At 64.0% G+C, this 14,102-nt stretch carries 16 protein-coding genes; 13 read left to right on the top strand and 3 right to left on the bottom strand.

All coding sequences use genetic code 11. The annotated features are described in order from the left end of the window. The first annotated feature begins 44 nt into the window (after positions 1-44). The 12 genes from AC5RT4_RS11580 (at position 45) to AC5RT4_RS11525 (ending at position 10,044) form a co-directional block, all read left to right on the top strand. Positions 45-1,541, top strand: a complete 1,497-nt coding sequence (locus AC5RT4_RS11580; protein WP_494042264.1) for a bifunctional phosphatase PAP2/diacylglycerol kinase family protein — start codon at positions 45-47, stop codon at positions 1,539-1,541. 174 nt (positions 1,542-1,715) lie between these two features. After that, positions 1,716-2,663 carry an ABC transporter ATP-binding protein gene (locus tag AC5RT4_RS11575; RefSeq protein WP_494042265.1) on the top strand — a complete coding sequence of 316 codons (948 nt, stop codon included), beginning with the start codon at positions 1,716-1,718 and terminating at the stop codon, positions 2,661-2,663. 11 nt (positions 2,664-2,674) lie between these two features. Beyond that, positions 2,675-3,562, top strand: a complete 888-nt coding sequence (locus tag AC5RT4_RS11570; RefSeq protein WP_494042266.1) for an ABC transporter permease — start codon at positions 2,675-2,677, stop codon at positions 3,560-3,562. Positions 3,563-3,638: 76 nt separating this feature from the next. Continuing rightward, positions 3,639-4,532, top strand: a complete 894-nt coding sequence (locus tag AC5RT4_RS11565; protein WP_494105801.1) for an intradiol ring-cleavage dioxygenase — start codon at positions 3,639-3,641, stop codon at positions 4,530-4,532. Positions 4,533-4,542: 10 nt separating this feature from the next. Then, the gene (locus AC5RT4_RS11560; RefSeq protein WP_494105800.1) at positions 4,543-5,850 is read left to right on the top strand and encodes a M18 family aminopeptidase; all 1,308 of its coding nucleotides are present in this window, start codon (positions 4,543-4,545) and stop codon (positions 5,848-5,850) included. A gap of 252 nt (positions 5,851-6,102) precedes the next feature. Then, a complete protein-coding gene (gene rpsF, locus AC5RT4_RS11555) occupies positions 6,103-6,408 on the top strand; it encodes a 30S ribosomal protein S6 (protein WP_078107099.1) in 306 nt (101 codons plus the stop codon). A gap of 73 nt (positions 6,409-6,481) precedes the next feature. Continuing rightward, positions 6,482-7,057, top strand: a complete 576-nt coding sequence (locus AC5RT4_RS11550) for a single-stranded DNA-binding protein (protein WP_494042269.1) — start codon at positions 6,482-6,484, stop codon at positions 7,055-7,057. A 126-nt stretch (positions 7,058-7,183) separates the two neighbouring features. Continuing rightward, complete coding sequence (gene rpsR, locus AC5RT4_RS11545) at positions 7,184-7,423, top strand: 30S ribosomal protein S18 (RefSeq protein ID WP_003800144.1); 240 nt, start codon at positions 7,184-7,186, stop codon at positions 7,421-7,423. A 17-nt stretch (positions 7,424-7,440) separates the two neighbouring features. Next, entirely contained in the window at positions 7,441-7,893 is a 453-nt protein-coding gene (gene rplI / locus AC5RT4_RS11540; protein ID WP_494042270.1) for a 50S ribosomal protein L9, read from the top strand. Positions 7,894-8,095: 202 nt separating this feature from the next. Beyond that, positions 8,096-8,947, top strand: a complete 852-nt coding sequence (locus tag AC5RT4_RS11535) for a PhzF family phenazine biosynthesis protein (RefSeq protein ID WP_494105799.1) — start codon at positions 8,096-8,098, stop codon at positions 8,945-8,947. 92 nt (positions 8,948-9,039) lie between these two features. Further along, positions 9,040-9,666 (top strand): FMN reductase, encoded by a 627-nt coding sequence (locus AC5RT4_RS11530; RefSeq protein WP_494105881.1) that lies wholly within the window; start codon positions 9,040-9,042, stop codon positions 9,664-9,666. Between the two features lie 42 nt (positions 9,667-9,708). After that, positions 9,709-10,044, top strand: coding sequence for a TFIIB-type zinc ribbon-containing protein (locus AC5RT4_RS11525; protein WP_494105798.1), 336 nt, complete (start codon positions 9,709-9,711; stop codon positions 10,042-10,044). A gap of 59 nt (positions 10,045-10,103) precedes the next feature. On the opposite strand, the gene AC5RT4_RS11520 is transcribed toward AC5RT4_RS11525, so the two are convergent. Beyond that, positions 10,104-10,676, bottom strand: a complete 573-nt coding sequence (locus AC5RT4_RS11520) for a hypothetical protein (protein WP_494042273.1) — start codon at positions 10,674-10,676, stop codon at positions 10,104-10,106. Positions 10,677-10,679: 3 nt separating this feature from the next. Then, positions 10,680-10,958, bottom strand: a complete 279-nt coding sequence (locus AC5RT4_RS11515) for a hypothetical protein (protein WP_494105797.1) — start codon at positions 10,956-10,958, stop codon at positions 10,680-10,682. 667 nt (positions 10,959-11,625) lie between these two features. Between AC5RT4_RS11515 and dnaB the strand changes: the two genes are divergently transcribed. Further along, complete coding sequence (gene dnaB, locus AC5RT4_RS11510; RefSeq protein ID WP_256247236.1) at positions 11,626-13,008, top strand: replicative DNA helicase; 1,383 nt, start codon at positions 11,626-11,628, stop codon at positions 13,006-13,008. Between the two features lie 49 nt (positions 13,009-13,057). Here dnaB and AC5RT4_RS11505 read toward each other — a convergent pair whose 3' ends face one another. Continuing rightward, positions 13,058-14,029 (bottom strand): acyl-CoA thioesterase, encoded by a 972-nt coding sequence (locus AC5RT4_RS11505; RefSeq protein WP_494105796.1) that lies wholly within the window; start codon positions 14,027-14,029, stop codon positions 13,058-13,060. Positions 14,030-14,102 lie beyond the last annotated feature (73 nt).

Raw genomic sequence — 14,102 nt, 5'->3', positions numbered from 1 at the left:
GAGATGGCCCCCACCGGAGGCAGCCACGGCGGTAGGGTGAGGGCATGCACGGGAAATGGCGCAGGGGCCATCAGTGGATCAGCCGGACAGACAGATACCTCGTACGGCATGTATCGAGGTTGCCCGGCGGAAACCACGACGTCTTCTTCCGCCGGCTGTCCGCTTCTGCGAACCACGGAAAACTTTGGATGGGCGTCGCTGCCGTTCTTGCCACCTCCCCCGGCATGCCCCGACGCGCTGCACTTCATGGACTTCTGGCACAGGCGGTGGCTTCTGCTGTTACCAACGGAATCTTCAAGACCCTCTTGCCCCGGGCCCGCCCGCTGCCCGAACATCTTCCGGTGTTCCGGTTCGTGCATCCCCAGCCGCGCAGTTCGTCCATGCCATCGGGCCACTCGGCTTCTGCCGTGGCGTTCGCCGTGGGCGCGGGACTGGTGAAGCCCGCTCTGGGGGCTGCACTGGCCCCTGCGGCGCTGGGAGTGGCGTACTCCCGGGTTCATACCGGGGCGCACTGGCCCTCGGACGTGATCTTCGGATCGGCGTTGGGTGCCGGCGCGGCGCTGCTGACCCGGCGGTGGTGGCCCGTCCGCCCGCCCCTGCCTCCAACGGCCAGGACCTGGACCACAGCGCCCCAACTGCCTGAAGGTGATGGGCTGGCGGTCGTGGTCAACACGCTGGGCGGCTCTTTCAAGGAGGAGACAGCTGCCGCACTTCTACAGGTATTCCCCAAGGCGTATGTAGAGACCGTGCTGCCGGACGAAAACCTGGTGGCGGCCATCCACGAGATCGCGGGCCACCCCGGAACCCGTGCACTGGGCGTCTGGGGCGGGGACGGTACGGTGGGAGCCGCGGCGGCCGTGGCCGTCGAACGGGCCATCCCACTGCTCGTCCTGCCTGGCGGAACCCTGAACCACTTTGCCCGCGACGCCGGCACGGGGAGCCTCAAGGAAGCCCTGTCGGCCTCATCGAAGGGTGCAGCGGCGCAGGCCGACGTCGGAACAGTCACGGTTGAACGGGGGCTGGAGGGAAAGCCTGAGACAGCGGAACTGATCATGCTGAACACCTCCAGCGTCGGCCTGTATCCCGATTTTGTCCGCCGGCGGCGTCAACTGCAGCCCGCCTTGGGGAAACCCCTTGCCGGAGTAGTGGCGATGTTCCGTACGTTCACGGTGGGCAGCCCCACCACTTTGACGGTGGACGGCAGGCTGCACAAAGTCTGGATCGCGTACGTGGGCCGGGGGCGGTACTATCCCCGGGACCATGCCCCGCTGCTGCGGCCGGTCATGGACGACGGCATCCTGGACGTCCGCCTGATCACCGCCGATGAGTCTTTCGCCCGGCTGCGCCTGCTGTGGTGTGTACTGACAGGCACGGTGGCCACCTCAAAAATCACCCACTTGGCAGAGGCAGAGGAGGTGCACATCGAAGCAGGCGGGTCACCGATGACGCTGGCGGTCGACGGCGAGGCTTTGGTTGGCGTGCGCAGCGTGACCTACCGGGTGCTGCCCCGGGCCCTCACCTACTACTCCCCCCGCCCCTGACAGTTTTCCTTCCTGAATGTTCCTGACCGGAGTCACTTCCGGGGACCACCCTGGTTTACCCCTGAATCATCCCTGAGAGCGCCGAAAAGGGGGCCGGGCATCGGTACCGTGGTGGATATACAAGCGTCCCAACATCTGCCGCAGCCGCGCGCTGCCGTCCAAAAGGAACAATCCATGATTGAGGCAAAAGGCCTGACCAAGGTTTACGGGGGAAAAACCGCCGTGGCAGGGGTCAGCTTCACCGTCCAGGCAGGGCAGGTCACTGGCTTCCTTGGCCCCAATGGCGCCGGAAAATCGACCACCATGCGCATGATCATGGGGCTGGACCGGCCGACGTCTGGCTCCGTCACCGTAAACGGGCGGCCGTACGCAGAGCACAAGGCGCCGCTGCATGAGGTGGGCGCACTGCTGGACGCCAAGGCCGTGCACACCAGCCGCAGCGGCTACAACCATCTGCTGGCCATGGCCGCCACGCACGGCATTTCCAAGACACGGGTCAGGGAAGTCATCGAAATGACCGGACTGGAAGCGGTGGCCCGCAAGAAGGCCGGCGGCTTCTCGCTCGGCATGGGCCAGAGGCTGGGCATCGCTGCGGCACTTTTGGGTGATCCCCAAACGCTTATCCTGGACGAACCGGTCAACGGCCTGGACCCGGAGGGGGTCCTGTGGGTCCGCAACCTCGTCCGGTACCTCGCCAACCAAGGCAAGACGATCTTCCTTTCTTCCCACCTCATGAGCGAGATGGCACAGACCGCGGACCACTTGATAGTCATCGGGCGCGGGCGGATTATTGCCGATGCCCCGGTCAAGGACATCATCGCCGGAACCCGGCAGACCAGGACGCTGGTGCGCACCAGTGCAGCCCTGCAACTGTCCGCCCTGCTGGCCGGCGACGGCGTCACGGTGGACCAGAGCGAGCCGGAAACCCTCGAAGTCACGGGAATGGACTCACGGGGCATCGCCCGGATCGCCCTGGACAACGGCGTCCTCCTCTACGAACTCACTCCGCAGGTGTCCTCCCTTGAAGACGCATACTTCGACCTCACCAAGGACGAAGTGGAATACCACTCACACCTGGCCAGCGGCCCCGCAGTGTCTGCCCCGGCTGTGGCAGGAAAGTAAGGATGAGCACCATGACTGAGACCCGAACCGGGCCCACCCGTTCCTCCGCCGGCACCAAAGGCGTGTCCTTCGGCGGCGTCCTGCGGTCCGAATGGATCAAGCTTTGGTCGCTGATGTCCACCCGCATCCTGCTGCTGATGACGTTGGCAGCCATCATCGGCATCGGCGCGCTGGCCGTCCTGATCCGTTACACCTACCTGGAGGAGACAGCGCGCAGCGCCAGGGAGCAGGGCCAGACGATGACCCCCGAAATGCTTGAGGCATCCTTCCCCCCGGGTTCGGGCTTCGACCTTTACAACCTGCCCAACGCCGGGCTCCAGATCGGCATCCTGATCCTCGGGTCACTGGCAGTGCTCTTCATGTCCTCCGAATACGCCACCGGCATGATCCGCTCCACGATGAGCGCCGTCCCCCGGCGCACGCCGGCCTTTGTGGCTAAGGCGATCATCCTTGCTGCTATCTCCTACGTGATCACCACCATTGCCGGAGCGGCCACCTTCCTGATCGCCATGCCGGTGTTTCAGGGCATGGGCTTTGACCTCGACTGGACCACGGAGGGCGTGCTCTACAGCATCTTCACCGGTGGTCTGTACGTAGCCGGGGTTGCCTTGATAGGCCTTTCCCTGGGAACCTTGCTGCGCAACTCCGCCGGTGGCATCACCGTCCTGGTGGCAATGTTCTTCGTCCTGTCCATCGCAGCCGGCTTCATGACCCTTATCCCCGGTGACTTCTGGAAGTACGTTCCGCAGTACATTCCCAGCGAGGCCGGCGGGCGCTTCCTTTCGATTGGCCACACCGACGGCGTGATTGATCCCTGGCACGGCGGGCTGATCTTCCTCGGCTACGTGCTGCTGTTCCTGGTCCCGGCATTGATCGTGTTGAAGAAACGCGACGTTTGACGGGCCAGGATTCTCCCTCAGGCTTCCCGTACAGGAAAGGCTATGCAGGTGGCGTGCGGGCGGGTTGGATAGTTCCATGAGCAAGCATGTTCCCCACCCGGACCACGACCGCGGCCTCGAGTTTGATCTGTCCACCATCATGAGCCGACGGTCGCTGGGCATGTTCTTCGGTGCGGGCGGGGCTGCCGCTGCTTTGGCCGCCTGCACTCCCGGCGGATCCCCCGGCACTGCGACGTCCTCCGCCGCCCCTGGAACCGCTGCCGCGTCCGGTGCCCCGGCGGCCGGCGGAACTGCGGCCGGGGCCTCGCCGTCGCCCAGCCTGACCCGCGCCATCGCCGAGTGCGGCGTGGAGATACCGAAGGAAACAGCCGGACCCTTTCCGGCCGACGGCTCAAACGGACCAAACCTGCTCGAAGCCTCGGGAGTCGTCCGGCGGGACATCGCGTCCAGCTTCGGGACGGGAACCGCCAGGGCTGAAGGCGTACCGCTGGCCTTCACCCTGACGCTGCTGGACAACGCCAACGGCTGCGTTCCACTGGCCGGCGCCGCCGTGTACGCCTGGCACTGCGACCGGGACGGCAGGTACTCGATGTACGATCCCGAACTGTCCAGCGAAAACTATCTCCGGGGCGTCCAGGAAGCAGACGCAAACGGACAGGCCACCTTCACCTCCATCTTCCCGGGCGCCTACCCCGGGCGCTGGCCGCACATTCATTTTGAGGTGTTCGAGTCCATGCGCAATGCGACGGCTGCAGGGCAAGTGCTGGCCGTTTCGCAGATCGCGCTGACCAAAGCGGCGTGCGACGACGTTTACTCCACCCCCGGCTACGAGGCCAGCCGGCGCGCCATGGGCCGCTCCAGCCTCCAGCAGGACAGCGTGTTTCGAACCGACGGCGGCATCTACCAGCTCGCCACCATGGCAGGATCAGCCGCAGCAGGCTACACGGCAGGGCTGAACGTCACCATCTAGACTCGGGACCATGCCTTCCTCCGCTGCAGACCACATCCAGGACCTTGGCGCTTACGTCAGCGCATCGCCGTCGAGCTTCCACGCCGCGCATGAGGCGGGCCGCCGGCTGGTGGAGGCGGGGTTTGCCCGCCTGGATGAGCTGCACACCTGGGACGGCGGCGCAGGCTCGTTCTTCATCACCCGCGACGGTGCGCTGATCGCCTGGGTTGTACCCGAAGGTGCCGGACCCGCCAATGCGTTCAACATCCTGGGGGCGCACACCGATTCGCCGTCCTTTAAGCTCAAGCCCAAGCCCACTACCGGTGCGCATGGCTGGCTGCAGGCAGGAGTGGAGGTGTACGGCGGGCCGCTGTTGAACTCCTGGCTGGACCGGGAACTGCAGCTCGCCGGGCGGCTGGTGATGCTCGACGGTTCCGAGCACTTGACGGCCACCGGGCCCATGCTTCGCTTCCCGCAGCTGGCCATCCACCTCGACCGGACCGTCAATGACGGACTGACACTGGATAAGCAGCGCCACATGAATCCGGTGTGGGGACTCGGAAACCCTGGTGACTTTGACCTGCTCGCTGTGCTGGCGTCCCACGTTCCCGGCGTCTCACTGGATCCTGCCCGGATCGGCGGGTACGACGTCGTCATCGCAGACACGCAGGCCCCTGCGGTTTTCGGCGGGAATGGGGAGTTCTTCGCGTCAGGGCGGTTGGATAACCTTTCCGCCACGCATGCCGGGCTGGTGGCTCTTATCGAGCATGCTTCCTCTGATGCTGCCCCTGCAGCCGCCGGTGCGCCGATCGCTGTGCTTGCCGCCTTCGACCACGAGGAGATTGGCTCCAACTCACGCTCCGGGGCATGCGGGCCCATCCTGGAGGATGTGCTGGTGCGCATATCCGATGGGCTCGGCGCCACGGCGAGCCAGCGCCGGCAGGCGTTGGCGGCGTCGTTCTGTGTATCAGCGGACGCGGGGCATGCTGTCCATCCGAATTACGCCGAACGGCACGATCCCGCCAACCATCCGGTGCTCAATGGCGGCCCCCTGCTGAAGATCAACGCCAACCAGCGGTACGCCACGGATGCCAAAGGGGCCGCTTTTTGGGCCCGGCTTTGCGGGGAAGCGGGCGTGCCGTACCAGGAGTTTGTGTCCAACAACTCCGTTCCTTGCGGCTCCACCATCGGCCCGCTGACGGCTGTGCGCCTGGGAATCCGGACGGTGGACGTGGGTGTTCCGCTGCTTTCCATGCACTCGGCACGCGAACTGTGCGGAGTGGAGGACCCGTGGCGGCTGGCGGCCGTGACCGGGCTGTTTTACCGGACGGCTTTTTAGCCGGCACTCCGGGGCGCCATGGCGCTTGCGTGGGTTTTCCACATAGCCGCCTTCGTTCTGCTGCGTGAGGAACCATGGCCGATAGTCTTGAGTCAAGCGCGAATCGCCTATTCGGTCCAAATGCACTAAGATATTGAAGTCTGTGCTGCGTCCCGCCTCCGTTCTGGCGGCGGGGCACCGCATGGCATCGCAAATGAACCTCCTGTTACGGAAATGCCGTAACCGCTTAGCCCAAAGGAGGTGGGTTCACATATGCGTCCTTACGAATTGATGGTAATCATCGACCCCGAGGTCGAAGAGCGTACCGTTGAGCCGTCGCTTCAGAAGTTCCTGAATGTCATCACCACCGATGGTGGAACCATCGAAAAGGTTGACATCTGGGGCCGTCGCCGACTGGCTTACGAAATCAAGAAGAAGTCCGAAGGTATCTACGCCGTGGTGAACTTCACCGCCAAGCCGGAAACCGCCAAGGAACTTGACCGCCAGCTGTCTCTTAACGAGACCATCATGCGCACCAAGATCACCCGCCCCGAAGAGCAGAAAGTTGTTGCTGAGTAACTTCGGCCCAACTTTCATTCTTTACCCCGCAGGAAACGCACTCTTCACCCAGGATCGAACAAGGAGGCAGTAGATGGCAGGCGAGACCACCATTACGGTCATCGGTAACCTCACCAATGACCCGGAATTGCGGTTCACACCGTCCGGTTCGGCAGTAGCGAACTTCACCATCGCTTCCACCCCCCGCACCTTTGATCGCCAGTCCAACGAGTGGAAGGACGGGGAAACCCTGTTCCTCCGCGCCGCGGTGTGGCGTGAAGCGGCCGAGAACGTTGCCGAGTCCCTTACCAAGGGCATGCGCGTGATTGTGACCGGACGCCTGAAGAGCCGTTCCTACGAAACCAAAGAAGGCGAAAAGCGCACCGTCATCGAGCTTGAGGTCGACGAAATCGGCCCAAGCCTGCGCTACGCCAATGCCAAAGTCACCCGCACCCAACGCTCCGGCGGGGGTGGCCAGGGCGGCTTCGGCGGCGGCAACAGCGGCGGTGGCTTCGGAGGAGGCAACTCTGGTGGAAACCAGGGCGGCAACTCCGGCGGAGGCTGGGGCGGCGGCAACCAGCAGGCTGCACAGGATGACCCTTGGGCAACGCCCGGGGTTTCCAGCGCAGGCGGCTGGGGCAACGGCCCCGATTCCGAACCTCCCTTCTAACAACCAATAAGGGCCCGGCGCCGGGACCACCGAACGTGCTGCAAGGCACCAGGGTGGCTGCCGTCGCCGGACCACCACCATCCCGTGGATCAATATCCACGGGCTCCCTAGAATAGGAGCTCCACGATGGCTAAGGCTGAACTCCGTAAGCCCAAACCAAAGTCCAACCCCTTGAAGGCCGCTGACATCACTGTCATCGACTACAAGGACGTAGCATTGCTGCGCAAGTTCATCTCCGACCGCGGAAAGATCCGCGCCCGTCGCGTCACTGGCGTCACGGTGCAGGAACAGCGCAAGATCGCACAGGCAATCAAGAACGCCCGCGAAGTTGCCCTGCTGCCTTACTCCGGCGCTGGCCGCGGCTAAGGAAGGGATTAACTAACATGGCAAAGCTCATTCTGACCCACGAAGTAACCGGTCTCGGTGCTGCCGGCGATGTTGTAGAGGTCAAGGACGGTTACGCACGTAACTACCTGCTCCCCCGCAACTTCGCCCTGACCTGGTCCAAGGGTGGCGAGAAGCAGGTTGAGTCCATCAAGGCTGCCCGCGCCGCCCGCGAGCACGCTTCCCTGGAAGACGCTCAGAAGCAGGCTGCTGCACTTTCCTCCAAGCCGGTCAAGCTCGTTGTCAAGGCTGGCGAGACCGGACGCCTGTTCGGCACCGTCAAGCAGGGCGACGTCGCTGACGCTGTTGAGGCCGCTGGCCTTGGCCGCATCGACAAGCGCAAGGTTGAACTGCCGGCACACATCAAGTCCGTCGGTTCCTACCAGGCTAACGTCCGTCTGCACGACGACGTTGCTGCTGTGATCGAACTCGACGTAGTCGCAGGCAAGTAGTTTCAAGCTGCACCAAGACCCCCGTTGCCGGTTTCCGGCAGCGGGGGTCTTTTGTCTGCTCCCTTCGCCGATGCATCTGCCTGACCTTGCGGCCCCACGGGCCTCGAGGATGCCGTGCGGCGGGCCCGGTGCCGTTTCCTGCCCGGAAGAGGTGCCACAAGAGCGGCGGTGTGCCGGCCACCGCCGGTGATACCCTGCAGCGGTGAGTTCACCTTTACCGCGCAGCCGCCCCTTCCATCAGGTTGACGTCTTCTCCACTCAGCCGTACCGCGGCAACCCGCTCGCGGTGGTGGCAGACGCCGAGGGACTGACAGCGGATCAGATGCAGCAGTTCGCCAATTGGACCAACCTGTCCGAAACAACATTCCTGCTTCCCCCCACTGACCCCCGTGCGGACTACCGCGTACGGATTTTCACTGGGAGTGAGGAGTTTCCGTTTGCCGGACATCCAACGCTTGGTTCCGCTCACACCTGGCTCGAGACCGGCGGCGTGCCCCAATCCGAGGCCTTCGTGGTGCAGGAGTGCGGTGCCGGTTTGGTGCGGGTGAAGCACGACGGCGGCCGGCTGGCCTTCGCGGCCCCGCCCCTCACCCGCTTCGGCCCCGTGGCGGGGGAGCTTCGCAGCCAGCTGGCCGCGGGCCTGGGCATTGCCGAATCTGACATCCTTGATGCCTCCTGGCTGGTGAACGGCCCCGAGTGGATCGGCGTGCTGCTTAAATCCGCGGAGCAGGTACTGTCGGTCAGACCCGACTATGCCGCAATGGGCGAGCTGAAAGTGGGAGTCGTGGGAGCGCACCCACCTGGAGCTGAAGCCGACTTTGAAATCCGCACGTTCCTCCCCGGCGACTCCATGATGGAGGACCCCGTTACCGGCAGCTTCAATGCCGGCGCAGCGCAGTGGCTGATCAACAGCAACAGGGCGCCGAAAGAGTATGTAGCGGCACAGGGAACCGTACTGGGCAGGGCAGGACGTGTTCACGTCAGGGCCTACGACGGCGGTATCTGGATAGGTGGACATTCCACAGCCTGCATCCGGGGATCGGTGCTGCTCTAGCGGACGCCCGGGAATAGTCCGGGAACCTGACCGGTTCAGTAGGTAGATGCATATGCATGTACGATGAAATGAACCAGCAACAGGAGAATGCCATGGAAACCCGCCGCATCACAGTCCTTTCCGCCGGACTCGGCGTACCGTCATCGAGCCGCCTGCTGGCAGACCAGCTGGCTGCGTCGGCAGAACGGGAGCTGGGCGGCGCCGGCTTCAGCGTGCAGGTGGACGTTGTGGAACTCCGCGACCTGGCCGTGGACATCGCCAACAACTTTGTTACCGGGTACGCGGCTCCCCGCCTGGCGGAGGTCATTGCCGGCGTAGAGGCCTCGGACGGAATCATCGCAGTGACGCCCGTCTTCAGTGCGTCCTACAGCGGCCTCTTCAAATCGTTCATCGACGTGCTGGATCCCAAGTCCCTGGACGGCAAAGCGGTACTGCTGGGTGCTACCGGCGGCACCGACCGTCACCAGATGGTCCTCGATTACGCTCTGCGGCCGCTGTTCAGCTATCTGCGCACCCGGGCGGCCGCCACAGGCGTCTTCGCAGGGCCGCAGGACTGGGGCGCTGCGGCCGACGGCGGCTCCGGCCTTGCCGAACGCATCAACCGGGCGGCGGGTGAGTTTGCGCGCCTGCTGGAAGGACCTCAGCCCGAACGGAAGCCGGCCCCGATGGAGTCGCTGCCGTTCGAACAGCTTCTGGCGGGTATTTCCGGAACCCGCTGACCTGCCGCCGAACTTTCGGGCACTGCCGGACGTTATGCGGGCATGAAGTGTCCTGTGGATTCCGTGGAACTGCTCATGACCGAACGCAGCGGGGTGGAAATTGACTACTGCCCCCAATGCAGGGGCGTATGGCTGGACCGGGGGGAGTTGGACAAGATCCTGGACCGCGCTGCGGACACCTTGCCGGGTCCCGCCCCGGTCCCGCCGGCAACCCCGGTACCCGGACTGGCACCTCCGCCCCTGTATCCCGGCTACGAACCGCGCGGGGAGCAGCGGGGCTACGATGACCGCCGGTACGGCAAGGACCACGACAGGGACCATGACCGGCGGCGCCACAAGAAGAAGGACGGCTGGCTGGGGGAAATGTTCGACTTCTAGGTCGGGCCGGCAGGGACGCGGCCCATCATAGGAAGGCGCGGGGTAGGTGCCGGCATCCCTCAGTCGTCCAGTAGTTCGATGAACTCCCGGGCCTGCTTCGGGGTGATGTCCGAGTGCCGCGTCAGGGCGGTTACCGCAGCTTCGGTGTCCCCGCTCCGGGCAAGCGTGCGGATTCTGCCGTAGATCTCGTCATTAAGCATGTTGCTGCTGACTTCACGGGTCACATCACCCTTACTGGCAATGGCGCGGTAGCGGTAGGGGAAACGCTGCGGTTCTTCGTCCTCGTCATCCTCGACAGCGGCAGGAGGAGCTTCGGCGCCCCGGTAGGGCTGGGGATGGGCTGCCAGGGCTCCAACGGCGTCCCGGGCCGCCCGCAGGCCCTCTCCGGTGCTCTCGTAGTACAACTTGATGGCCGCCATCGCCTGGCCCTGGGCGATCAGGGCATACAGCCTCCGGTGCTCCTCCTCGGAAAGTCTGGCAGCGGAAGTCCGCGCGAGCTCAGCGGGCGTAACCGCGGGCGCTGCCGGTTCCGCGCTGCGGGCAGCCTTCCGCCTGTTCACGGCGCGGGCCGCAAGTGTTACCCCTGCAATGACTGCAAGGAGGATAAGGACGGGGGCCACTAGCGATTCCATTGTCTAAAGCCGTTCTATGTGCTTCCTGGCAGCAGCCAGATCTGTTTGCCTTGCCTGGGCGGAGTTCTGGCTCGGCTCCGTATTCCGTTCCAGGCGGGCGCGGGCGGCCGTGGCAGCCTGGACTTGGGCTGCGTAGTGCAGGGCTGAACGTTCCGCCAGGTCGCGCTGGTACTTTTCGGCCTCAGACATGCCCGCATCACGCGGGCTCAGGGCTGTGATAAGACCCCAAATGAGCGCCACCAAAACAATTGCCGGCAACAACACCAGCAGCAGTTCGCCCATGCATAGAGCTTATGCCACATCGAGGTTATCCACAGCAATATTCAGGGCTCTGCATGGAGGCGGGCGCAGGGGAGGGCCGGATCAGCTGCGGAAGATATGAGAGCCGCCACAGTGGCGGCGGCCGGCCCTGTGGACGCAGCCCGGAGACGCTATCCTTCCCCGCACCCGCAGCACAGGCTGTGGATGAAATTCCCGAAAAGAAATATTCTCTCCACATGCCTGCTGGCACGTTTCCGCAGCTCAGACGCATAAAAGGCGGCAAAGTTTTTTCGTTTCCACAGCTTTCCCCACAGGCTGTGCACAAGCTATGCCCGGTACTGCACAGGTTATCCACACCCTTCCCCGCATGCTGGCTTTGAGGGCCAAGCGAGTGCGGCTAGCGTAGCGGGGTACCTGTTTTTCGGTGGCTTGGAACGCCGCCGGGAGGGCGCAGGAGGATACACAGAGGACCGCTGCAGCCTGCAGGGATACCCCATTGTGGAAAACCTGTGGATAGTGGGGATAACTTCGGCGGAAGCCCACACACCGCGCGGGCAGCGCGGGGATTGTCGGACCCTGCTGGTAATCCTTGGCAGGTGGCCGAGCGCAGCTATTGCAGCGCAGACGCCTTAGCAGGATGGTTAGCACCGGGCACTTCGGTCCCCGGTACACATGGAGGACGGCAGCTTTGTCAGTAGCGCATCTGGACCCGATCGAAGCCACCCGCGGATCGGACGTGAGCCGGAAGCCTCCACAGGATATTCCCGCCGAGCAATCCGTCCTCGGCGGAATGATGCTGTCCAAGGACGCCATTGCCGACGTCGTGGAGATTCTCCGCGGCCAGGACTTCTACCGGCCTGCGCATGAAACCATCTATGAAGCCATCATCGACCTTTACGGCCGCGGTGAACCGGCTGACGCCGTCACGGTCTCCGATGAACTCACCAAGCGCGCCGAGATCAACCGGATTGGCGGCCCTGCCTACCTCCATGAGCTGATCCAGACTGTTCCCACTGCAGCCAATGCCGGCTACTACGCAGAGATCGTTGCTGAACGCGCGGTCCTCCGGCGCCTGGTCAACGCCGGCACCAAGATCGTGCAGCTGGGCTATGGCTCGGACGGCGAGGTGGAGGACCTGGTCAACCAGGCCCAGGCCGAGGTCTATGCCGTCGCGGAAAGGCGCACCGCAGAGGATTACGTGGTGTTGAAGGACGTCATGGAGTCCACGGTGGACGAAATTGAGGCGTCCGGCCACCGGGGTGAGGGCATGACCGGAGTCCCCACCGGTTTCTTCGAGCTGGACGAGCTTACCCACGGCCTCCACCCCGGACAGATGATCGTCATTGCCGCCCGGCCCGCTGTTGGTAAGTCCACGTTCGCCCTGGACTTTGCCCGCTCAGCGGCCATTAAAAACAACCTGGCCACCGTGATGTTCTCGCTCGAAATGGGCCGGAACGAGATTGCCATGCGCCTGCTCTCGGCGGAGGCAACCATCGGCCTGCAGGACCTCCGCAAGGGAACCATTAAGGACGAGCAGTGGTCCAAGATTGCCACCACCATGGGCAGGATGAATGACGCCCCCCTGTTCATTGATGACAGCCCCAACATGTCCCTGATGGAAATCCGCGCCAAGTGCCGGCGGCTGAAGCAGCAGCACGATCTCAAGCTTGTCATCCTCGACTACCTGCAGCTGATGAGCTCCGGCAAAAAGGTGGAGTCCCGCCAGCAGGAAGTTTCCGAGTTCTCCCGTGCCCTGAAGCTGCTGGCCAAGGAACTCCAGGTTCCTGTCATTGCCCTGTCCCAGCTGAACCGTGGCTCGGAACAGCGGTCAGACAAACGCCCCATGGTCTCGGACCTCCGTGAATCCGGCTCCATTGAACAGGACGCGGACATGGTCATCCTGCTCCACCGTGAGGACGTCTACGACAAAGAATCACCCCGCGCAGGTGAGGCCGACATCCTGGTGGCCAAGCATCGTAACGGGCCCACCAAGGACATCGTGGTTGCGTTTCAGGGCCACTACTCCCGTTTCGCCAACATGGCAGCCGACGCCGGCGGCGGAGGCTTCTGAGCCACGGCTGTCCTGCCGGTCTGCTGAGGACAGTTTTCGCCCTCACCCCTCAGCCGGGTGCGAGCAGGTGGTTCGGCAGCCGGTTGCCCGGCGCCGTTGCCCGAATTTCCAGCAGTTCGCGGGCATGGGCGTGGAGCCTCTTGTCCTCATCGCTGACAGGTACCCAGGCGGGAACCGGGACGGAGTTGCCTTCGTCGTCGCGCGCCACCATCACGGTGAGGCAATAGGTGGTGAGGTTCAGTTCGCGGCCTTTTGGATCGCCCGAGCGGACGTGGACGGCGATGTGCATGCCCTTCGTCCCCGTGTACACCAGGCGCGCTTCAACCTCCACAATGTGGCCGATCAGCAGCGGGCGGTAGAACCTGACGCCGCCCGAAAATACGGCCACAGTGTCCATCCCGCAATAGCGGGACGCGCAGACGTAGGCAGCCTCGTCAATCCACTTCATCACGATGCCGCCATGGACTTTTCCGCCCCAGTTCACGTCGGTGGGAGCGGCCATGAACCGCAGGGTGACCCGCTCGGCCGTACCCGCGGCGGTATATTCCTGCCGGTTCATAGCTTCCACGATCTGCTCGCGGATCTTCACCCGCGCCAACGCATGGTCCCGTTGCTCGATCTGACCTGGGGTGACAGGTTCGAACTGCTTGACCGGGATGGGCTTCCCGTCCTCCCCTACGGCTACAAAGATCACCACGCACTGGCTGCGCATGGTTGCCGGGCCACCCTTGGGGTCCCCTGAGGACACCACGGTCCTGATGTGCATGGACGAACGGCCGGTGTAGACGATAGTGGCTTCCACTTCCACCATGTCGCCGCTGTTAACGGGATCGGCGAAGTGGATGTTGCCCACGTAGGCAGTGACGCAGTAGGACTTTGCCCAACCCACGGCAGCTGCGTAGGCAGCCTTGTCCACCCATTCCAAAACCGTCCCGGCGTCTACGGAACCGCTGTGCCCCACGTCCATGGGGGCGGCCAGGAAGCGAAGGGTCACGGAGTTGGGGACGCCAGTCTCAGTCATGGTGCGATCTTACTGACGCCTCCGGTTACCCATCAGTTGGGCCTGCAACATTGCGGTCCAACAACAAATGCCC

The sequence above is a fragment of the Arthrobacter sp. sptzw42 genome, assembly GCF_059089685.1.
Note: the sequence above shows the minus strand (reverse complement) of the source record. Positions and strands in the feature narration are given on the sequence as shown.

Excerpts from the sequence above, each read along its gene's own strand:
- AC5RT4_RS11580 (WP_494042264.1), top strand. The coding sequence starts at position 45 with ATGCACGGGAAATGGCGCAGGGGCCATCAGTGGATCAGCCGGACAGAC.
- AC5RT4_RS11575 (WP_494042265.1), top strand. The coding sequence starts at position 1,716 with ATGATTGAGGCAAAAGGCCTGACCAAGGTTTACGGGGGAAAAACCGCC.
- rpsF (WP_078107099.1), top strand. The coding sequence starts at position 6,103 with ATGCGTCCTTACGAATTGATGGTAATCATCGACCCCGAGGTCGAAGAG.
- AC5RT4_RS11520 (WP_494042273.1), bottom strand. The coding sequence starts at position 10,676 with ATGGAATCGCTAGTGGCCCCCGTCCTTATCCTCCTTGCAGTCATTGCA.
- rplI (WP_494042270.1), top strand. The coding sequence starts at position 7,441 with ATGGCAAAGCTCATTCTGACCCACGAAGTAACCGGTCTCGGTGCTGCC.
- AC5RT4_RS11530 (WP_494105881.1), top strand. The coding sequence starts at position 9,040 with ATGGAAACCCGCCGCATCACAGTCCTTTCCGCCGGACTCGGCGTACCG.
- AC5RT4_RS11570 (WP_494042266.1), top strand. The coding sequence starts at position 2,675 with ATGACTGAGACCCGAACCGGGCCCACCCGTTCCTCCGCCGGCACCAAA.
- AC5RT4_RS11525 (WP_494105798.1), top strand. The coding sequence starts at position 9,709 with ATGAAGTGTCCTGTGGATTCCGTGGAACTGCTCATGACCGAACGCAGC.
- AC5RT4_RS11560 (WP_494105800.1), top strand. The coding sequence starts at position 4,543 with ATGCCTTCCTCCGCTGCAGACCACATCCAGGACCTTGGCGCTTACGTC.
- AC5RT4_RS11550 (WP_494042269.1), top strand. The coding sequence starts at position 6,482 with ATGGCAGGCGAGACCACCATTACGGTCATCGGTAACCTCACCAATGAC.
- AC5RT4_RS11565 (WP_494105801.1), top strand. The coding sequence starts at position 3,639 with ATGAGCAAGCATGTTCCCCACCCGGACCACGACCGCGGCCTCGAGTTT.
- AC5RT4_RS11505 (WP_494105796.1), bottom strand. The coding sequence starts at position 14,029 with ATGACTGAGACTGGCGTCCCCAACTCCGTGACCCTTCGCTTCCTGGCC.
- AC5RT4_RS11515 (WP_494105797.1), bottom strand. The coding sequence starts at position 10,958 with ATGGGCGAACTGCTGCTGGTGTTGTTGCCGGCAATTGTTTTGGTGGCG.
- rpsR (WP_003800144.1), top strand. The coding sequence starts at position 7,184 with ATGGCTAAGGCTGAACTCCGTAAGCCCAAACCAAAGTCCAACCCCTTG.